18 protein-coding genes are annotated in these 19,748 nt (G+C 73.6%); 8 read left to right on the top strand and 10 right to left on the bottom strand.

Going from position 1 to position 19,748, the window contains the following annotated elements; genetic code table 11:
- Positions 1 to 53: 53 nt before the first annotated feature.
- The gene (locus tag ACSTA4_RS16800) at positions 54 to 1,958 is read right to left on the bottom strand and encodes a CPBP family glutamic-type intramembrane protease (protein ID WP_444960091.1); all 1,905 of its coding nucleotides are present in this window, start codon (positions 1,956 to 1,958) and stop codon (positions 54 to 56) included.
- Between the two features lie 79 nt (positions 1,959 to 2,037).
- Here ACSTA4_RS16800 and ACSTA4_RS16795 point away from each other — a divergent pair, with 79 nt between their 5' ends.
- The 5 genes from ACSTA4_RS16795 to ACSTA4_RS16775 all read left to right on the top strand — a co-directional run bounded on the left by ACSTA4_RS16795 (position 2,038) and on the right by ACSTA4_RS16775 (position 6,854).
- On the top strand, positions 2,038 to 2,781 hold the full coding sequence (locus tag ACSTA4_RS16795) for a TetR/AcrR family transcriptional regulator (RefSeq protein ID WP_444960090.1): 744 nt from the start codon (positions 2,038 to 2,040) through the stop codon (positions 2,779 to 2,781).
- A gap of 190 nt (positions 2,782 to 2,971) precedes the next feature.
- Positions 2,972 to 3,898, top strand: coding sequence for a cation diffusion facilitator family transporter (locus ACSTA4_RS16790; protein WP_444960089.1), 927 nt, complete (start codon positions 2,972 to 2,974; stop codon positions 3,896 to 3,898).
- A gap of 503 nt (positions 3,899 to 4,401) precedes the next feature.
- A complete protein-coding gene (locus tag ACSTA4_RS16785) occupies positions 4,402 to 5,259 on the top strand; it encodes a SigB/SigF/SigG family RNA polymerase sigma factor (RefSeq protein ID WP_444960088.1) in 858 nt (285 codons plus the stop codon).
- Positions 5,260 to 5,350: 91 nt separating this feature from the next.
- On the top strand, positions 5,351 to 6,070 hold the full coding sequence (locus ACSTA4_RS16780; protein ID WP_248770763.1) for a DNA alkylation repair protein: 720 nt from the start codon (positions 5,351 to 5,353) through the stop codon (positions 6,068 to 6,070).
- 31 nt (positions 6,071 to 6,101) lie between these two features.
- Positions 6,102 to 6,854 (top strand): nucleotidyltransferase domain-containing protein, encoded by a 753-nt coding sequence (locus tag ACSTA4_RS16775; RefSeq protein ID WP_444960087.1) that lies wholly within the window; start codon positions 6,102 to 6,104, stop codon positions 6,852 to 6,854.
- Positions 6,855 to 6,893: 39 nt separating this feature from the next.
- Here the strand turns inward: ACSTA4_RS16775 and ACSTA4_RS16770 are convergent, their stop codons facing one another.
- From ACSTA4_RS16770 to ACSTA4_RS16760, 3 genes are all read right to left on the bottom strand, one after another.
- Positions 6,894 to 7,103: a hypothetical protein gene (locus ACSTA4_RS16770; protein ID WP_017567061.1), complete on the bottom strand. Its 210-nt coding sequence runs from the start codon at positions 7,101 to 7,103 to the stop codon at positions 6,894 to 6,896.
- Between the two features lie 141 nt (positions 7,104 to 7,244).
- Positions 7,245 to 7,757, bottom strand: a complete 513-nt coding sequence (locus ACSTA4_RS16765; RefSeq protein ID WP_248770761.1) for a pyridoxamine 5'-phosphate oxidase family protein — start codon at positions 7,755 to 7,757, stop codon at positions 7,245 to 7,247.
- Between the two features lie 59 nt (positions 7,758 to 7,816).
- A complete protein-coding gene (locus ACSTA4_RS16760) occupies positions 7,817 to 9,190 on the bottom strand; it encodes a multidrug effflux MFS transporter (RefSeq protein WP_444960086.1) in 1,374 nt (457 codons plus the stop codon).
- A 584-nt stretch (positions 9,191 to 9,774) separates the two neighbouring features.
- Here ACSTA4_RS16760 and ACSTA4_RS16755 point away from each other — a divergent pair.
- A complete protein-coding gene (locus ACSTA4_RS16755) occupies positions 9,775 to 10,848 on the top strand; it encodes a hypothetical protein (protein ID WP_444960085.1) in 1,074 nt (357 codons plus the stop codon).
- 84 nt (positions 10,849 to 10,932) lie between these two features.
- Here the strand turns inward: ACSTA4_RS16755 and ACSTA4_RS16750 are convergent, their stop codons facing one another.
- The 5 genes from ACSTA4_RS16750 to ACSTA4_RS16730 all read right to left on the bottom strand — a co-directional run bounded on the left by ACSTA4_RS16750 (position 10,933) and on the right by ACSTA4_RS16730 (position 14,662).
- Entirely contained in the window at positions 10,933 to 11,565 is a 633-nt protein-coding gene (locus tag ACSTA4_RS16750; RefSeq protein ID WP_444960084.1) for an MBL fold metallo-hydrolase, read from the bottom strand.
- A complete protein-coding gene (locus ACSTA4_RS16745; RefSeq protein WP_248770756.1) occupies positions 11,562 to 12,647 on the bottom strand; it encodes an S-(hydroxymethyl)mycothiol dehydrogenase in 1,086 nt (361 codons plus the stop codon). Before ACSTA4_RS16745 ends, ACSTA4_RS16750 begins: the two co-directional genes overlap by 4 nt.
- 102 nt (positions 12,648 to 12,749) lie before the next feature.
- Positions 12,750 to 13,259 (bottom strand): hypothetical protein, encoded by a 510-nt coding sequence (locus tag ACSTA4_RS16740; protein ID WP_444960083.1) that lies wholly within the window; start codon positions 13,257 to 13,259, stop codon positions 12,750 to 12,752.
- Between the two features lie 122 nt (positions 13,260 to 13,381).
- A complete protein-coding gene (locus ACSTA4_RS16735) occupies positions 13,382 to 13,828 on the bottom strand; it encodes a MarR family winged helix-turn-helix transcriptional regulator (protein ID WP_416028157.1) in 447 nt (148 codons plus the stop codon).
- Between the two features lie 72 nt (positions 13,829 to 13,900).
- Positions 13,901 to 14,662, bottom strand: a complete 762-nt coding sequence (locus tag ACSTA4_RS16730; RefSeq protein WP_444960082.1) for an SDR family oxidoreductase — start codon at positions 14,660 to 14,662, stop codon at positions 13,901 to 13,903.
- A gap of 107 nt (positions 14,663 to 14,769) precedes the next feature.
- Here ACSTA4_RS16730 and ACSTA4_RS16725 point away from each other — a divergent pair, with 107 nt between their 5' ends.
- Positions 14,770 to 17,955, top strand: a complete 3,186-nt coding sequence (locus tag ACSTA4_RS16725) for an ATP-binding protein (RefSeq protein WP_444960081.1) — start codon at positions 14,770 to 14,772, stop codon at positions 17,953 to 17,955.
- A 60-nt stretch (positions 17,956 to 18,015) separates the two neighbouring features.
- Here the strand turns inward: ACSTA4_RS16725 and ACSTA4_RS16720 are convergent, their stop codons facing one another.
- Positions 18,016 to 18,822: a peptidoglycan recognition protein family protein gene (locus ACSTA4_RS16720; protein ID WP_444960080.1), complete on the bottom strand. Its 807-nt coding sequence runs from the start codon at positions 18,820 to 18,822 to the stop codon at positions 18,016 to 18,018.
- Between the two features lie 446 nt (positions 18,823 to 19,268).
- Between ACSTA4_RS16720 and ACSTA4_RS16715 the strand changes: the two genes are divergently transcribed.
- The gene (locus tag ACSTA4_RS16715; RefSeq protein WP_444960079.1) at positions 19,269 to 19,745 is read left to right on the top strand and encodes a hypothetical protein; all 477 of its coding nucleotides are present in this window, start codon (positions 19,269 to 19,271) and stop codon (positions 19,743 to 19,745) included.
- The last annotated feature ends 3 nt before the right edge of the window (positions 19,746 to 19,748 follow it).

Here is a 19,748-nt window from a genome sequence, read left to right as displayed (position 1 = left end):
GACCCGGACCCGGGCCGGGGGCGGGTCCGAGGCGGCGGGTGGACGGCCGCGACTCAGTCCACGCGGTCGGACCCCTCCTCGGCGTAGCGGGCGGCCAGGGTGTGGAAGGCCAGCTTGGGCTCCCAGTGGCCGTCGTCGGGGGACAGCCCCGACTCCAGCGGTGGCGGGCGCACGATCCCGAAACTGGCCATGTCCTGGTCGCGGGTGGGATCGGGGGAGTAACGGCAGTCGCCCTCGATGAACATGCACACGAACGCCCCGTGCACCTCCTCGGTCTCGAACACGTCCAGCAGGTCGCCGATGAGGTCGGCCTGCACGCGCTCGTCGCGCACGTGGCCGCCTCTGATCCTGCGGTCCCCCAGGTCGCTCCAGTCCAGGATGTCCGCGCCCGAGCCGCCCTTGTCCCGGGCGCCCTCGTAGGAACAGCAGCCGAACTCGGTGACGACCACCGGTTTGCCGTGGGCGCGCAGCCGCCGCAACCCCTGCCGGTAGGTGCCACGGGTGAGTTCGTCCAGGTAGTAGTCCGCGCCGACCACGTCGAACGGCGTCCAGTCCACGGTCTCCCAGGCGCCAGAACCGTAGGTGAGCGGCCCGTGGAACCTCGCGCGCGCGGTGCCGGCCAGCTCGCGCAGCAGCCGGTTGAGCCTGCGGTCGAACCACGGCAGCAGAGGGAAGAGCAGCCCCAGCGCGCGCGTGCGTCGGTCAAAGTCGCGGCCGGGCAGCACCCCGGTGGCGAACAGGCTGATCTCGCAGCCCACGTTGAGGCCCACCTGTCCGGGGTGGTCGCGGCGCAGCCGTTCGGCGGCCTCCGCCGCCCGGCCCAGGTTGGCCGTCAGCTCGCCCGGCGCGGCGTCGACCAGGCGGGGCTGGATCCACACGTACAGCCCCCGGTCCAGCGCCAGGCGGGCCGCCTCCTCCAGCCGCCCGACGTCCTCGCCGAAGACGGTGACCGCCGTGCAGTGCAGGTCCTCGCGGATCACCCGCATCTCCCGGTCCACCACCTCCGGGCGCCACCGCGGCCGGGAGTGCTGGCCGGGCAGGTAGCTGGAGCCGACGTCGTACAGGATCCCCTTCTGCGCCAGGGAGCGGCGCGGCCCGCCGGAGTCGGGTGACGGGTCGCCCGTCCGGCCGCTGGTGCGTCCGCGCAACGTGTACACGACCCAGAAGGCGGCCACGCCCGGGCCGAGGGAGAGCACCGTCTGCCACGGACCCGGAGCGGAGGACAGGAGCAGACCGAGGTCGTCGGCGAGCACGCCGACGGCGGTCAGGGCCGTTCGCGCGGCCAGCGGCGTCCACACCTCCCCGGTGGTCGTTCTCAGGGCCCCGAGGAACAGGCCCAGGAGGAACACCTCGCCGGAGAGCGCCGTCGAGCCGGTGACCGCGGCGGCGAAGAGCGTGTACAGGGCGGCCTGGCCGAGGAGAGCCGCCCACGGGGAGAACCGTAGCCCCAGGTGGTGCTGCGCGTAGCCGCGGAAGACCAGTTCCTCGGGCAGGATCTGGGCCGCCAGGAGCAGGGGCAGGGCCACGGCCAGGGCCGAGGCGGCGTCCCCGACCGCGCCGGTGTCCGGGGTGGCCGCGCCCAAGGCCCACGCCGCGCCCAGGAGTACGGCCGAGGCGAGCAGGACGGTGAGGGCGGCGGCCAGCGGGACGGGCCATCCCCGGGGCACGAGGCCGAACACGGGGGTCGGCGCGCGGTCCAGGAAGCGGCGGGCGGCCCACAGCAGCGGCGGCACCAGCGCCGTGCACAGCGCCGCCCGCACGGCCAGGGCAGCGAGGGAGTCGGGGTCTCCTGCCGGGCCCGGAACCGACATCGAGGCGGCCGCGGCGAGCACACCGACCAGGGTGGCGGCGGCGGAGACCAGGACTGCCAGGGCCACGGGGCCCGCCCGGGGGCGTGCGGCCCCGGGGGCGCGGGGCGCGGTGTCGGATGGGGGCGTGGAGCGGGGCTCGTCCGTCATGGCCGCCTTCCGGGGGTAAACTCCGTACGGTGTTCGGTATTTTTCGAACAGTGTACGGAGTTTTCCCGAGGAGGCAAGAGTGGCCTACGTCCACGACCCCACGGCCACGCTCGAACTGCTGTGGGACGGCCCCCGGCGGCCCCGGCGCGGCCCCCGGCACAACCTCACGGTGGAGCGCGTCGTCGAGGCCGCCATGCTGGTTGCGGAGGAGGAGGGCGTCGGCGCGCTGTCCATGCGCGGGGTCGCCTCCCGGCTCGGGGTGGGCGCCGCCACGCTCTACACCTACGTCCCCGACAAGTCGGCCCTGGTCGCCCTGATGGTGGACGCGATGGTCGGCCAGGCGGTCCTGCCGCACACCCGCGCCGGCACCTGGCGGGAGAAGGTCCGGGCATGGGCCCACGAGGACCTGCGCTCCTACCGCGAGCACCCCTGGCTCGTCGAACTCACGGGCACCGGGCAGCCGGTCGGCCCGCACACCTTCGCCTGGGTCGACTCCGCCGTGCGGATCTTCGACGGTACCGGCCTGAGCGGCCACGAGGTGTTCACCGTCGTGGAGGCCGTGAACGGCTACGTCCGCGGGCACGTCGCCCTGGTCGTCCAGGCCGACCGGGCCGAGGCCTGGACCACCCCCGACGGTCGCACGTGGGACACGGTCCAGGACGCCTTCCTGGCCGCCCGCGCGGGTGCGACGGGGCGCTACCCGGCCGTCGAACGCATGACCACCGCGGGCCCGACCCCGGAGGAGGCCTTCTCGCGGGGGCTGGAGTGGCTCCTGGACGGGATCGAGCTGCGCGTGCGCTCCCGCGCGGCCGAACACTCCTAGCGCTCCGACCGGTCCCCGCGACCCGACACGGCCGCGGGGGTGCTTGCACGGGCACCGGGCTCCCCGGAACCTGGGACAGTCCGGGGCGCGGACCCGACCGCCTCGGGCGAGCCCGGCCGGTGCGGCCGCGCCGACCGCCCGCCCCGTGTTCCCGGGCCGTGCGGTCCGCGGCTGACGAGGAGGCGACGCGGTGAGTGGCGAGGACAGCACGAAGGCCGTGGTCATGGCGTTGGCGGCCAATCTCGGGATCGCCGCGACCAAGTTCGTCGCCTACCTCCTGACCGCCTCGTCGGCGATGCTCGCCGAGTCGGTGCACTCGGTGGCCGACTCCGGCAACCAGCTCCTGCTGCTGGTCGGCGGGCGGCGGGCCAGGCGCACGGCCACCCGCGAACACCCCTTCGGCTTCGGCCACGAGCGCTACGTCTACGCCTTCCTGGTGGCGATCGTGCTGTTCACCCTCGGCGGGCTGTTCGCCCTGTACGAGGCCTGGGAGAAGATCCGCGACCCGCACCCGATCACCTCCTGGCAGTGGGTCCCCGTCGTGGTGCTGCTGGTGGCCGCCGTCCTGGAGTCGACGGCGCTGCGCACCGCGATGCGCCAGACCAGGACGGCGCGCGCCCGGGTCGGCTGGTTCGGCTTCATCCGCCGCACCAAGGCCCCGGAGCTGCCGGTGATCCTGCTGGAGGACACCGGCGCCCTCATCGGCCTGGCCTTCGCCCTGGCCGGGGTCAGCCTCACCCTGATCACCGGCAACGGCGTCTGGGACGGGCTCGGCTCGGGGGCCATCGGACTGCTGCTGATGGTGTTCGCGGTGGTCCTGGCGGTGGAGATGAAGAGCCTGCTCATCGGTGAGTCGGCCAGCGAGGAGCACATCCGCCTCATCCGCGAGGCCATCCTGGGCTGCGCGGACATCGACGCCGTCATCCACATGCGCACGATGCACCTGGGTCCCGAGGAGCTCCTGGTCGCGGCCAAGGTGGCCGTGGACGCCGAGGACGACGCCCGCCGCGTCACCGCCGCCATCGACGAGGCGGAGCGGCGGATCCGCGAGGCGGTGCCCATCGCCACGATCATCTACATCGAACCCGACCTGCTGCGCCCGCGGCCCGCGGACTGAGGCGCCCCGTGTTCCCGGGCCGTGCCCGGGGCGGGGGACCCGTTCCGAGGAAGACCCGCCCTGCGCGCTGGCTTTTTAGGCAGCTTTTATTTTCGCCGGAAAAATGAAGCGAACAAGAGTTCGAGTAAAATTATCATTGCTCGGAAGCGCGTGGGCCCCACGCGGGTCGTGGAGTCGCATCTGATGCCCACAACTCCTCTGAACAGGGAAAACATGTCGCTGGCTCCGGTGGGGGTTCGTGCGCCCCGCGAGGCGCGGGTGCTTTTTCCCGTGCTTTTCCGACCGCCGCGTGCGTACGGCAGGCCGGTTTATGGCGCATGGCGAAAAATTTTCTCCCGGCGGCTTTTGGGCCCATTTCTTAGGGAACGTACTCCTCAGATCGCGATCATCCCCCGCCGGATCCCGGCCGCCCACCTCGATCAGCAGTGCGGGCGTACCGTCCGCCCACTGCCGTCCAGGCAGACATCAGGCATCCAACAGGACACGACACCGGGGGCTTCCTCTTGTCCATCAACGTTCCCCACGCGACGCACGAGACCTTCGACCGCACACCAGCCGTCCCCGGACCGCGCAGACCGGTCTGGGACGAGGACCCCACCGCCGAGGACATGCTCGCCGAACTCCACGCCCTGGACAGGGACGACCCGCGGGCCGACGACCTGCGCGAACGGGTCGTGGTCCTCTACCAGCCGCTGGTCAACAAGCTCGCCCGCCGCTACAACGGCCGGGGCGAACCGCTGGACGACCTGCAGCAGACCGCCATGCTCGGGCTGGTCAAGGCCATCCACGGCTTCAACCCCGACCGCGGCAAGCCGTTCATCTCCTACCTGATGCCCACGGTCACCGGTGAGATCAAGCGGCACTTCCGCGACCACACCTGGGCCGTGCGCGTGTCCCGGCGCCACCAGGAGAACCGGATCAAGCTGCGCCAGGCGCTCAACGACTTCCAGCAGGCACACGCGCGCACGCCCACGATCCACGAACTCTCCGAGGAGATGGGGCTGCCCGAGGCCGAGGTCAGCGAGCTCATCCAGGTCTCGGAGTCCTACCGCTCCCTGTCCCTGGACGCGCCGGACGCCTCCGACTCCGAGGGCCAGGAGGGCACCCGGCTGGAGGACCACCTGGGCAGCGAGGACGAGGGCCTGGAACTGGTGGTCCAGCGCGAGTCGCTCAAGCCCGCCCTGGCCCGCCTGCCCGAACGCGAGCGCGAGATCCTCATGCTGCGCTTCTTCGGCGACCACACCCAGTCCGAGATCGCCGACTGCCTCGGCTACTCGCAGATGCACGTGTCCCGACTCCTCAACGGCGTCCTGGCGCAGCTGCGCGAGGAGATGGAACAGGACAGGCGGGCTCGGGGATGAGGCGGACCGCGCCGCCGGGAGGACGCCGACGGGGGCCGTCCTCCCGGCGGCGTCCACGCCGAATGTCACCGGGGACGTCTACCGTGCCGCCATGGCCACCGCACCGCTGACCGCCCGAGCCTTCCTGGCGCGCCTCGACGAGCACCGCAGCGACGGGGAACTCCGCAAGTACCAGCGCTACTTCCGCTTCGAGGCCGGACGCCAGCCCGAGGACGACTACTTCGTCGGTGTGCGCATGGGCACGGTGTTCGCCCTGGCCAAGGAGTTCGTGGACATGCCCCTCGACCAGGTCGAGGAGCTGATGGACAGCCCCGTGCACGAGGCCCGGGCCGGGGCGATGAGCATCATGGAGAAGAAGGCCCGCCACCGGCGCAGCACGCCCGAACAGGTCGCCGCGCTCGCGGAGCTGTACCTGCGCCGCCACGACCGCGTCAACAACTGGGACCTGGTGGACCTGGCCGCGCACCACGTCCTCGGCCGCCATCTGCGGGAGCGCCCCCGCGGGGTCCTGTACACCCTGGCGCGCTCGGACGACCCGTGGCGGCGGCGCACCGCCATCGTGGCGACGGCGCACTTCATCGCCCACGACGATCTGGACGACGCCTTCGCCCTGTCCGAGATCCTCCTGGAGGACGACCACGAACTGGTGCAGAAGGCGGTGGGGTGGATGCTCCGTGCAGCCGGGGACAAGGACCGCGACCGGCTGCTGGCCTTCCTCGACGCCCACGCCGCCCGGGCCCCGCGCCCCCTGCTGCGCGCCGCGATCGAGAAGCTCGACCCCTCCCGGCGCGCCCACTACCGTTCCCTGTGACCGCGCCGGCGAACGAGTGAGGAATGCTGCCATGCCCCCCGACGTGACGAAGCGCGACCGGCTCCGCGAGCGCCTGCTGTCGCGCGCCAGGGCCGACGGCTCCGTCGCGGGAGCCGCGCTCACCGGCTCCGGCGCAGACGGAGCGGCCGACCGGTGGTCCGACATCGACCTCGTCCTCGCCGTGCGCGACGGCCGCGACGGGGTGCCCGCCGACTGGACGGAGTGGCTCCACCGGGAGTTCGGCACGCTGCACCACTGGGACCTGCCCGTCCCCGGCCCCCGTCTCATCCGGGTGTTCCTCCTGCCCGGCTGCCTGGAGGTGGACGTCGCCTTCGTCCCCGAGAGCGAGTTCGGCCCCCGCGGCCCCCAGTGGCGGACGGTTTTCGGGAACGCGCGCGAACTCCAGCCCTTCCCGGAACCGGACCCGGACACGCTGATCGGCCACTCCTGGCACCACGCCCTGCACGCCCGTGTCTGCGTCGAACGCGGACGCCTGTGGCAGGCCGAGCACTGGATCGGCCGTCTGCGCGAGCAGACGGTGGCGTTGGCGTGCCTGCGGCTGGGCCACCCCACGGCGTTCAACAAGGGCGTGCACCTGCTGCCCGCCGAGTTCACCGACTCCCTGGAGGCCACGCTCGTCCGCGCGCTCACCGGGGAGGGACTGCTCCGGGCCCTCGGCGCCCTGACCGCGCTGCTGATCACCGAGGTCGCGCGGGTCCGGACGGAACTGGCGGACGCGCTGGGGCCCGAACTCCGGCGCGCCACCTCGGTCGGCGGACGCTGAGCGGCGCCGCACCCCTGCGGGGACGCGGCGCCGGATCCGCTACTCGGAGGGTTCGGGCAGGGGCGGGCACTCGATGGTCGGGTTGACCCCCATGTAGTTCAACGGCCCGACGAAGATGGTTCCGACGGTGTGGCCCAGTGTCGAGCACGAGGTCTCGTCGTCGCTGAACAGACCGCGCTGGAACGCGGCGATCAGCCCGATGAGCAACCACAGGACGACGAGGGTCGAAAGAACGATGCGTACTCGCACGCTCTGCCTCCAGGGGATGGGGGGCGGTGGATCGGTTGTCTTCGCGGCAGACCTATACCCGCGAGACGCGACGTTTCACCCGGTGCCGCCTCCCGCTTCTCCCGAGACCCCCGCCTTCACGGAAGGCCCGTCCTCCCCGGTTCAGGGCCACACGTCGAACCGCCACCTGGTGGGCCCGTGCGGCAGTTCGGAGACCGGGAAGGCGAACACCGTGGACGGGGGGATCGTGAACACCCGGTAGGGCGGCGGGCCCGCGGTCGGCGCCCCCTCCGGGCCGGTCAGCCCTCCGTCCCCGACGAGCGGGGCCCACCCGTGGCGTTCGGCGTAGCCCGCGGCCACCCGGCCCAGCAGGTCCGGGTCCAGTACCCGCTCGGCGGCGCCCTCCACCACCACGTCCATGACGCCGGTGGTGAAGGCCAGGCTGACCTGCGGGGACGCGGCCAGCAGCCGGGACTTGGCGGTGCCCTCGCCCGACGCGAAGAAGGGCTGGCCGTCCACCCACACCGCCAGCAGCGGCCGGGTGTGCGGGTGGTCGTCCGCGCGCGTCACGGTCAGCCAGCACGTCGCGGCCGACTCCGCCAGGTGGGGGAGCACCTCCTCCCACACACCGGGTGCCTCACTGGTCAGGGACTGCGCCTGGGGGCTGGGGAACACGTCGCGCTCCTCGGGTCTGGCCTGAACGAGCGAATCACACTAGCCGTGCGCACCGACACTCAGGCGGCGGCCGGCGCGGTGTGTCCCGTACGCACCGCGAAAGCGGTGAAGACCACCGCGGCGGCCACGGCCGTGGCGAGCATGACCGCGGTCATGCTGGACAGGGTCACCGGACCGGTCAGCCCGGCGGTCGAGGCCAGACCGGAGCCGATGCCGAACTGGAGGGTGCCCAGCAGGGCCGAGCCGCTTCCGGCGATCCTCGGCGGCTGCCCGTCCAGGGCCAGGGCGGTGGCGTTCGGCGACACCAGCCCGGTGAACACCATCATCACGAACAGCGCGACGGTCACCGTCACCAGGCTCGCTCCGCCCGCGGACCCCAGCAGCGCCAGCGAGGCCACCGAGGCGATCGACCCGGCCAGGCCCAGGAACAGGCGACGGTGGATCTCGACCCGGCGGATGAGGTAGGCGTTCAGCTGGTTGCCGATGATCATGCCGAGCGTGGTCACCGCGAACACCAGGCTGAACTCCTGGGCGCTGGCCCCGAAGCGCGAGTGGGCCACGAAGGAGAACGTCGAGATGTAGGTGAAGCTCATCCCGAAGCTCAGCGCGAGCGTGAGCGTGGGAGCGGTGAAGCGGATGTCGCGCAGCAGGCGGCCGAACACGCGCAGCTGCGCACGCGGGCTGACCCGCTCGCGCTGCTCTGGCGGCAGGCTCTCGGGCAGGCCGAACAGCACCAGGGCGAAGGTCGCCAGCCCGGTGGCGCCGAGCACGGCGAAGAGCAGCTGCCAGGGCCCGAAGAAGAGCAGCTGACCGCCCAGGATCGGGCCGAGCATCGGGGCCAGGCCGGAGAGCAGCACCAGCCGGGAGAAGAAGGTGGCGGCGGCGTCGCCGTCGAACACGTCCCGCACGATCGCGCGGGAGATGACCAGGCCGGCCGCGGCCGACAACCCCTGGCCGAAGCGCAGCAGGCTGAACATCTCCACGCTGTCGACCGCCGCGATGGCGAGGGTGGTGGCGGTGAACACGCCGATGCCGACCAGCAGCGGCGCGCGGCGGCCCCACCGGTCGCTGAGCGGGCCGATGACGAGCTGGCCCAGGGCCAGACCGGCCATCACCGAGGTCAGGGTGAGCTTGACGCTGGCCTCGCTAGTGCCCAGGTCGGAGGCGATCTGGGGCAGCGCGGGCAGGTACAGGTCGGTGGCGAGCGGGCCGATCGCGGACAGCACGCCGAGGACCAGGACGAGCAGCAGCGTGCGGCGGCGCGTGCGCGCCGTGGCGGCCGTGGCCTCCTGGCGGGACGGTCCGGCCTGCGGCGGCACGTCGTGGTGGTTCAGGGGGTTGTCTGCGGTAGGGACGTTCTGGGTGTCCGGGACGACCTGGACGTCCGGGGTGATCTGGGCACGGCGGTTCGGACGTGCGGAAGCAAGGGTCACCGAGGCTCCAACGCGGGGAGAAGTAACAACGAGCGGTGCGCGGTACGCGGCGGGCGCCGTGAACCGCCTTCGGGCGGGGCGCCGACAGAAGTCCCATGAGAGGACCAGAGGGTCCCGGGATCACTTCCGCCTCCAACACAAGGCTAGGAGCAGGCAATCCCCGCTTTACCCAACACGTCGAGTGATCCGAATTACGGTCCTGGAAATCCCTGCTGGTAAAGGGATTCGGTCCGCTGTGACGACGCCCATGCGGGGACGGGAGCCCTCTGGTCGTCGTGTTCCGCTCATTCCCCGGCCGCGTGTCGTTCGATTCCCCCTGGTTACCCGATGGTAGTTCCGATGGGCGAAACATGCCTTTCGGCGGCACGTGTCCTGTGAAGAAAGGAGCGGGTGCGGGGGGTGCGTACCAGGAGCTCACAGGCCTCCGGGACCGGGGTCGCGCCCTCCGGTGGCCGCACGCCGCGAACCGCGGAACGGAAATTACCCCAAGGCGTGTGCTAATCTGGCCGGGTAAGGGTTTATGGGGAAAGAAAAACAATTTCTACCGGCCTTGCCTTCGACCGTTTTCCGGTTATTCTCGGCATATGCCGAACCCCCTTTCTCCCGTCGTGCTGTCCGCGTCCGTCATGACCCACCCCCGCCGGATGCGTGCCGCGCGCCGCGTCCTGGACTCCCTCGGGATCGCGGACGCCTGCCTGGCCGTGGACCCCGAGCCCGACGGTCCGCCCAGCTCCCTGCGCGCCTCCCAGGTCGCCTTCTCCAGCGCGGAACGCTTCGACTCCACCCACCACCTCGTCCTCCAGGACGACGTCCGCGTCTGCGCGGATTTCGCCGATTCCGTGCGCGACGCGGTGAGAAGGCGTCCTGAGGCCGCGCTCTCCCTTTTCGTGGAATGGGGCTCGCGCACCGCCTACCTGGCCCGGTGGGCGGTGTTCACCGGCGCCGGGGCGGTACCGGTGATCAACCCGTACATGCCGACCCCCGCCCTGCTCCTGCCGCGCGAGCTGGCCCTGGACATGGGCCGCTACCTGCGCGGCGCCGGGGGCCGCTCCGACGACCGCGCCGCCCTGCGGTTCCTGCGGGAGCGCGGCACCCCCGCCCTGGTCGCGGCACCCAACCTGGTCGAGCACGAGGATCTGCCCAGCATCAAGGGCAACGACGAACACGGGCTCCGGCACTCGGCCTGCTTCGCGGCGGAGGGCGCCCGCTTCGACGGGCCGGTCCTGGACCTGCCCCCGCTGCTGCCGTTCCTGCGCTGGAACACCGGGGAGGCCGTGGTCATCGACACCGGCGACGACGTGCCCGAGGCCCACCGGCCCACACCGGGGGTCCTGGCGGAGTGGGGCGCCTCACCGGGGGAGCTGCGCCGGGACTGCGCCGAGCACCTGGGCGCCGGTTCCGGGCCGCTGTTCGCGCTCTGGACCACCGCCGCCGCCTTCGGCGCGGTCCAGGAGCGGCACTGGCCGGGCACGGTGGCGGGCCTGCGCGCCCGCCGGGACGATCCCCTGGTCGGGCGCGCGCTGGCCACCTTCGCGCCGGGCGCGCTGCGCGTCGCCCTCGACCCGGACTCGCTGGCGCGGCTCTCCGGGCGGTTCGTACCGGCGGTGCTCGCCGCCATGGAGTACGGGGCCGGCCTCACCTCCGCCCGCACCGCCTGAGCGGGCGGCCGCGCCGGTGCGTCCCCGGCCGCGGCCCGCGGCACCGACGGCGCGGCCCGGCTCGCGGGCCGCGCACCGCGGCCCTCAGTGCCCCCGGTCGATCCACTCCTGGAGGTGGGGCGCCTCGGCACCGATCGTCGTGGACGGGCCGTGACCGGTGTTGACCACCGTCTCCTCCGGCAGGCTGAACAGCCGGTCGCGGATGGACTCCACGATCGTCGGGAAGTCCGAGTAGGACCGTCCCGTCGCCCCCGGACCGCCCTGGAACAGGGTGTCGCCGCTGAACAGCACGCCCAGGTCGGGCGCGTACAGGCACACGGCCCCCGGGGCGTGGCCCGGGGTGTGCAGGACGGTCAGCCCGGTCCCGGCGATGGTGACGACCTGTCCCTGGGACAGCTCCGCGTCGGGCGCGCGGTCCGGATGGGTCATGTCCCACAGCACCCGGTCGGCCGGGTGCAGCAGGATGGGCGCACCCGTGGCCTCGGCCAGCGCCGGGGCCACGTTGACGTGGTCGTTGTGCGCGTGCGTGCACACCACCGCCACGAGTTCGCGGTCGCCCACCGCGCCCAGGATCGCGCCCGCGTCGTGCGCGGCGTCGATGACCAGGGCCTGGTCCCGGTCGCCCACGATCCAGACGTTGTTCTCGACCTCCCACTCCCCGCCGTCCAGGGCGAAGACCCCCGAGGTGGTCAGGTGTTCCACCCGCGCGCCGCTCACAGGATCACCACCGAGCGCAGGACGTCGCCGCGTTCCATCCGGGCGAAGGCCTCCTCGACCTCGCCGAGTCCGATCTCCTCGGTGACGAAGCCGTCCAGGTCCAGGCGCCCCTGGAGGTAGAGGTCGATGAGCACCGGGAAGTCGCGCGAGGGCAGGCAGTCGCCGTACCAGGAGGACTTCAGCGCCCCGCCGCGGCCGAACACGTCCAGCAGCGGCAGGTCCAGGCGCATCTCCGGCGTGGGCACGCCCACCAGAACGACCGTGCCCGCCAGATCGCGCGCGTAGAAGGCCTGCTCGTAGGTCCTGGGCGTGCCCACGGCGTCGATCACCACGTCGGCGCCGAAACCGCCGGTCAGGTCGCGGATGGTCTCGACCGGGTCGGTGAAGGAGGCGTTGACGGTGTGGGTGGCGCCGAACCCGCGCGCCCATTCGAGTTTGCGGTCCTCCAGGTCCACGGCGATGATCCGTCCGGCCCCGGCCAGCCGCGCGCCCGCGACGGCCGCGCTGCCCACGCCGCCGCAGCCGATGACGGCGACCGAGTCCCCGATGCCCACGCCGCCGGTGTTGAGGGCGGCGCCGATCCCGGCCATGATCCCGCAGCCCAGCAGACCGGCCGCGGCGGGCGAGGCCTGCGGGTCCACCTTGGTGCACTGCCCCGCGGCGACCAGGGTCTTCTCCGCGAACGCGCCGATGCCCAGGGCGGGGGAGAGCTCGGTGCCGTCCTCCAGCGTCATGCGCTGCTCGGCGTTGTGCGTGTCGAAGCAGTACTGGTGCCGCCCCCGGCGGCAGGCGCGGCAGTCCCCGCACACCGCGCGCCAGTTCAGGATCACGTGGTCACCCGGCGCGACGGTGGTCACGCCCTCGCCCACGGACTCCACCATGCCCGCGGCCTCGTGCCCGAGCAGGAAGGGGAACTCGTCGTTGACGCCGCCCTCGCGGTAGTGCAGGTCGGTGTGGCACACCCCGCACGCCTGCACCCTGACCACGGCCTCGCCGGGCCCCGGATCGGGCACGACGACCGTGGTGATCTCCACCGGAGCCCCCTTGGACCGGGAGACCACCCCTTGTACCCGCTGAGACATCTTCGCTATACCCCCACACGTGGCCGGAGGCGGCGCGGGTGTGCGCCGCTTCCGGCACCATTCCCCACCCGCGTCACACCTATCCCGCTCCAGGGGCGCCGGTCACGCCCCCGAGCCCGGGCGGACGATCATGAGCACGACGACGGACGCCCACACCAGGTTGTAGATCCCGGTGATCATCGACAGAGTGCGCAGCGCGCGGGGGTCGCCGGGCTCGCGGAGCGCCTCGCGCTGGCGGGGGTGGATCAGTGCGGCCAGCATCAGGCCCGCCAGGGCCGTGAGCAGCATCGAGACGATGATCCAGACCTCGCCCATCCGGCCCTGGAGCAGGGCCAGGGCGATCCCGACCGCGGGGACGACGATTCCGGCGACGGCGTAGCCGCGGGTGACGCGGTGCAGCAGGGCGGCCACGGCGGTGTCGCGCTCGCCCGGGTCGCGCTCGTCGGGGGAGCGGGCGCCCGTGGGCGTGTCCGCGCTCCCCGGGTCGGCGGCGCCCACGGTGGCGGGCACGGCGGCGGGGGCGAACCGCGGGAAGAGGCTGGCCGCGACGGTGGATCCGCCGACGAACACGATGGCGGCGAGCACGTGGACCGAGAGCAGCAGGTGTTCCATGGGATGTTCTTCTTCCTTCAGGGTGCCTGAAGCATATCCCGGGATTCAGGCAGCCTGAAGGAGGGGTCGGTTCACGACCCCGGGAACTTCCGGAAAACGGGAGCGGCGGCGGACCGCCGGTCTCAGGAACCGTCCGGGGCGCCGAAGGCCGCCCGCACGGCCTCGCCCACCCGCCGCTGAACGGGGTCGGCCTCCGGCCCGAACATCGCGGTGTCCACCGAGGCCACCGCCTGCCTGGCCGCGTCCAGCAGGCGGGCACCCTCGTCGGTGATCTCGATCGCCGAGGCGGCCCCGGCCCGCGACGTGCGGTCGCGCACCAGGCCCGCGGCGACCAGCGACTTCACCGAGCCGTGCACGCTCTGGACCGTGATCCCCGACATCCGCGCCAGGTCGCTGAACGAGGCGCCCGCGACCCCGGAGATGTGGCCGAGCAGCCCGAGCCGGGCGACCGTGAGGTCCAGGGGCGCGAGCGCGGCGTTCAGTTCGGTCTCGATACCGCGCGCCAGGGTCAGCAGGATGATCGAGGGACTGGTCACGGGCGGTCCGGGGCGGCTGTTCTCGGTGCTCACCTCCCCAGTCTCCCCCACCGCGCGGGGCGGATCCGCCCCGCGCGGCAGCCTCCGGACCGGGGCCCGGAACGGCTACAGGCTGGTGCTCAGGCCGAGGCCCAGACCGCCGTCCACGGGGATCTCCGCGCCCGAGGTGAAGGTGGCCTCGAATCCCAGGAAGAGCACGGCGCGGGCCACCTCGTCGACGGTGCCGTGGCGGCCCATCGGCGTGGCCGCGTCGCCCACCCGCATGAACTCCTCGCGATCGGCTCCCCCGAGACCCGTGATCCCCATCGTGGGGGTGTCGGTGAAGCCCGGAGCGACCGTGTTCACCCGGATGCCGCGCGGCAGCAGCTCCGAGGCGAGCACCCGGCTGAAACCCAGCACGGCCGCCTTGGCGCCCGTGTACACGCTCATCCCCGGCGTACCGGTCATGTTCGTCACCGAGGTGGTGAACACGATCGCCCCGCCGTCGGCGACCAGCGGCGCCAGCCTCTGGACGGTGAAGAAGGCCCCCTTGGTGTTGACCGCGAACAAGCGGTCGTAGGTCTCCTCCGTCACCTCCCCGAACGGGCCGAGCTCCGCGGTCCCCACGTTCACGTGCAGGAGGTCGATCCCGCCCAGCGCGGCGCGCACGGCCTCGGCCAGCGCGTCGGTGTCGGCCAGGTCCGCCACGTCGGCGCGCACCGCGTGCGCCTCCGGCCCCAGGCGGCCGCGAGCCTCCTCCAGGTTCTTCTCGCTGCGCCCGGTCAGCAGCACCCGGGCCCCTCCGGCGAGCAGCGCCTCGGCCACGCCCATCCCCATGCCGTGCGTCCCGCCGATCACCACGGCCCGCTTGCCCGCGTAGTTCCCCATCACCGGTCACCCCGTTTCGGTTCGGGGGCGGCGCCTCACCGCCCCGCACAGGACCACGGTGGCGGCGGCCGCCACGGTTGTCCTACGGGATCGCTACGGTTGTCCGCATGCGTTTCGGGGTGCTGGGTCCGCTGACGGTGCGGACCGACGACGGTGAGCCCGTCCGGATCCGCGACACCAAGGTGCGCGCCCTGCTGGCCTCCCTGCTCCTGGCCCGGGGGCGCCTGGTGCCCGCCGACCGCCTCGTGCGGGACCTGTGGGGCGACACCCCTCCGGCCCGCCCCGCGGCCGTCCTCCAGGCCCGGGTCTCCCAACTGCGCGGAGCCCTGGAACGCGCCGAACCCGGAGCCCGTTCCCTGGTCCGCCACCGCGCGCCCGGCTACCTGCTGGACGCCGACGACGTGGACGCCGCACGGTTCGAGGAACTGCTGCGCCGGGCCGCGCGGGCCGCGGAGCCCCGCGAGCGCGCGGACCTGCTCACCCGCGCCCTGGACCTGTGGCGCGGGCCCGTGCTGGCCGAGTTCGCCGACACCGAACCGGCGCGGTCCGCCGCGGCCCACTGGGAGGAACTGCGGGCGACCGCCCTGGAGGACCGGGCCGAGGCACGTCTGGAACTGGGGGAACACGCCGCGCTGGCCGTCGAGCTGGCCGAGACCGCCGCCCGCCACCCCTACCGCGAGCGCCTGCACGCCGCCCGCGTCCGCGCGCTCTACGGGGCGGGCCGACAGGGCGAGGCCCTGGCCGCCTACGAACGGCTGCGCGCGCGTCTGGCCGAGGAGATGGGGATCGACCCCGGCCCTGAGCTGACGGCCCTGCACCGGGCGGTCCTGACGCAGGACCCGTCCTTGGACCCGGTACCTGCTCCCGCGCCCCCGCCGGGGGCCGCCGGGTTCCCCGCCGCGCACAGGACGGCCGTCCCCGCCGCCGGACTGCCCGCGCCGGTCGGGGACCTCATCGGCCGGGACGACCACCTGCGGGCGCTGAGCTCCCTGATCGGCGCCCAGCGGATGGTCACCCTCACCGGCCCCGGCGGGGTCGGCAAGACCCGGCTGGCCCTGGCGGCGGCCCGTGCACTGGGCCCCGGCACGGCCCTGTTCGTGGAACTGGCCGCGCTCGCCCCCGGAGGCGACCCCGTGCCCCTCCTGGCCGCGGCCCTGGGGGTCCGCGACGACGTCTCGCAGCCGGGGGCCGCCCCGCACGAGCGCGTCGCCGGACTCCTGCGCGGCCGCGACGCCCTGCTCGTCCTCGACAACTGCGAGCACGTCGTCGGCCCCGCGGCGGACACGGTCGCCCGCCTGCTGGGCTCGGTGCCCGACCTGCGCGTCCTGGCCACCAGCCAGGTACCGCTGGACGTGGCCGGGGAGCACCTGTACGCGCTGCCCCCGCTGGACCTGCCCGACCCCGGCACCGACGACCCCGAAGCGCTCGCCGCCTCGGGCGCGGTACGGCTCTTCACCGCGCGCGCCCGGGCCGCCGCGGCCTCGTTCGCGCTCGACACCGACACCGCTCCCGCCGTCGCCGCTGTCTGCCGACGCCTGGACGGCATCCCCCTCGCCCTCGAACTGGCCGCCATCCGGCTGCGGCACATGGGCGTGGCCGACCTCGCCGCCCGCCTGGACGACCGCTTCGCCCTGCTCGGGGCCGGCCGCCGCGACGCGCCTGCACGCCAGCGCACCCTGCGCGCCGTGATCGACTGGAGCTGGGAGCCCCTCTCCCCGCCCGAACGCGCCGTGCTCGGCCGCCTGGCCGTGCACGCCGACGGCTGCGACCTGGCCGCCGCCGAGGCGGTGTGCTCCGATCCCGACACCGTGCCCGTCCACGAGGTCCTGGGGCTGGTGGGGGCGCTCGTGGACCGCTCGCTCGTCGTGGCCGCCGACCGCTCCGGCGCGACCCGCTACCTCCTGAGGGAGTCGGTGGCCGCCTACGCCCTCGAAAGGCTGGAGGAGGCCGGAGACGCGCGCCGCACCCGCGCCCGGCACGCCGCCCACTTCGCCGAGCTGGCCGAGCACGCCGACGAAGGGCTGCGCGGCGCCGACCAGGAGCACCGGCTCCGGCGCCTGGACCGCGAGTCGGCGAACCTGGACGCGGCCCTGGCCCTCGCGGTGGAGGAGGCGGACGCCCGCCTGGCCCTGCGCCTGGCCGAGGCCGCGTGCTGGTACCGGTACCTGCGCGGGCGCGCGGGGGCGGCCCGAGCCGCCCTGGACGCCGCCCTGTCCGTGCCCGGCGCACCTCCCGCGGCCCGCGCCCGGGCACGGGTGTGGCGGGCCGCCCTGGCGGTACCCGGCTCCGAGGACGCCCGGCGGTGGAGCGCCACCGTCGAGGAGGACCTGGCCCGGGTGGGCGACCCGGTCGCGCACGCCCGCCTGACCTGGTTCACGGAGTTCACGCGCTGGGGGCTGGGCGATCCGGTCCGGGCCGCGGCCCGGGTGGAGCGGGCCCGTGACGCCTGCGTGCGGGCGGGGGACACGTGGGGCGCGGCGGTCGCCCGGGAGACCCTGGCGCGGGCGGCCTTCGCCCGGGGCGACCTCGCCGGGGCCCGGCGGGGGGCACTGGAGGCCGAGCGGGCACTGCGCGCCCTCGGTGACCGGTGGGGGATCCTGCGCGCCTCCGACACCCTGGCCCAGGTCGCCGAGGCCCGCGGTGATCTGGCGGAGACGACCCGGCGCCACGAGGAGGGGCTGCGCATCGCCGAGGGCCTTCGGCTGTGGCACACGTTCTCCCTCAAGCTCTCCGGCCTGGGGCGGGTCGCCCTGCTCAACGCGGACCTGGAGCGGGCCGACGCGCTGCACGCCCGGGCGCTGCGGGTGGCCGAGGAGCACGCGGACCCGGTGGGCGAGCAGTTCGCGGACGCCGGGATCGCCCTGGCCGCCCGCCGCCGGGGCGACCTGGACCTGGCCGAGCGGTCGCTGCTGCGCCGCCTGGAGTGGAACCGGCGCGCGGACGGCCGGATCGGGACCGCCTTCATCCTCACCCAGCTGGGGTTCGTCGCCGAACAGCGCGGCGACGCGGACGCGGCCCTGGAACTGCACGGACGGGCCCGGCGTGAGGCCGAGCGCAGCGGCGACCCGCGTGCGGTCGCCCTGGCGGTGGAGGGGCTGGCCGGAGCGCACGCGCTGGCGGGCGGGCACGGCCGGGCGACGCGGTTGCTGGAGCGGGCCGCGGCCCTGCGGGAGGAGGCGGGTGCGCCGCTGGCGGCGGTCGAGCGCTGGGACGTGGACCGCGTCGTCGGGCGGATCGGTGCGGGTGGTGCCCGCCGCGAGGCGACGGGCACCGAGGTCGGCGACGCGCCCTGAGCGGTGCCGGGCCCGAAGCGCCGCGGGCGGCGCGGGACCCGGAGCGCTCCGGCGGGCGGGTCAGCGGGTGAAGTCGTCGGGGCCCCGGGCGGGACCGTGGTAGAACAGCCGGTCCGGCTCGTCCGCGGGCACGGTCGGGTAGGTCGGGCCGTTCCCGGCGGGCGCGCGGCGGGCTGCCAGTTCCAGTACCGGTGCCAGCATGGCGTCGGCGACCGCGTCGCGCAGCTCCGGGAGCAGCGCGTACAGCACGTCTCCGGGGCAGGCGGTGGCGTTGAAGTCGCGGTGGCCCAGGATCGCGCTGTGCGGATCGAGCCGGTAGGCCCCGCACAGCCACGCCAGGGTGGCCACCAGCGCGTCGGTCAGGGCCCCGGTCGGGCTCACGCTCGTGTAGAGGCCCTCGTTCTCGATGCCGATGCAGGTGCTGTTGTTGTTGGCCACGTGCGCGCCCACGACGTGGCTGCCCTCGCGGATGGCGGCGAAGCTGCGGTCGCGGCCCTCCATGACGTGGCCGCCGCGGCTGATGGTGAGCTGCTGGCCGGTGTCGAGCCAGCCGTTGGAGTCCATGTGGTAGTTCTGGATCGCCCTGGACAAGGAGTAGGCGTGGCTGAGCGAGTAGTCGGTGCTGTTGGCCGTCGCGGTGTGGTGGACCACGATGTAGCTGGGCGCGGTGGTCAGGATCTGGACCCGGCCCGCGGGTGAGCGCGCTCCCCAGTCGGCCCGGGTGTGCAGGGGCGGTTCGGCCGCCCCCGCGGAGGCGCTCGCGCCCCCCGCGGTGAGCGCCCCGCCGAGAACGGCGGCGCCGGAGGCCAACGCGGCCCCGCGCAGGACGGTGCGTCTGTCCGGACCTGACCGGTGGGTTCTGGTCATGGGTGATCCTTCGGCTCGTGTCATGACTTGCCAGTCCATAAGAGAACACGGACCACCCACGGTGCACAAAGTGTGACGCGGTGAATTTTCATGGCCGTGACCGGCCAGAACGCCACTCTTTGACCCCATGGGTAGAAGTAGGTCGTTGGTGTACAAGACGGCGGAGAAACGATAGAGCGGGAATGCGCGTTTTCCGCTGTTCCATCCCCGGCTCTTTGCGCGTCTTTTCCGTCGTCCTCGACAGGTCTTTTCCGAACCGCGGTGCCCGAGCCCGGCGCCGGTCCCCGTCGGGGCCGGGCGGTGTCTCCCGGAGCGCCGCCGACGCCCTTACCTGCGCCGCTGCCCGGCCCGGGCGTTTGCTGTACAGTTCCTGACTACTCAGGCGTCCCGTGCCCCCGGGCTCCTTCTCCCCCACCCGGAGAACCAGCGGAAGAAGAAGAGGACCCATGACGAGTACGACCGCCGAGAAGACCGGGCGCCCCGGGACGGTGGAGGCGGCTTTCCTGCTCCTGCTCGCCCTGATCGCCGTCGACCTCGTGCTGTGGGTGCTGAACGTGTTCGTTGTCGCCCCCACCGGGCTGGACAGTATGCGCGCGGCCTCGGGCGAGGAGGGGGGCCTGCGCCAGGCCGCCGTGTCCGGCGCCGCCACGCTGCTGTTCGCGGCGGTGGGCGTCCTCCTCGCCGTCCTGGTGCGCCGGGGCCGCAACTGGGCGCGCCTCCTGATCGCCGCCGCCGCTGCCCTCGTCGTGCTCATGGACCTGGCCACCGCGAACATGGACGCCATCGTGTGGCCGCCGGCCGGGATGTCGGCCTACGACGTCCTCGGCTACGCCGTTCCGGGACTGCTGGGGCTGTCCGCCCTCGTGCTGCTGTTCCTGCCCGCGTCCAACGCCTACTTCTCGCGCGGGGCGCGAGCCGAGTAGGCG

Source organism: Nocardiopsis sp. M1B1, assembly GCF_052466615.1.
The sequence above is the reverse complement of the archived record's forward strand: the minus strand, read 5'-3'. Positions and strand labels throughout refer to the sequence as shown.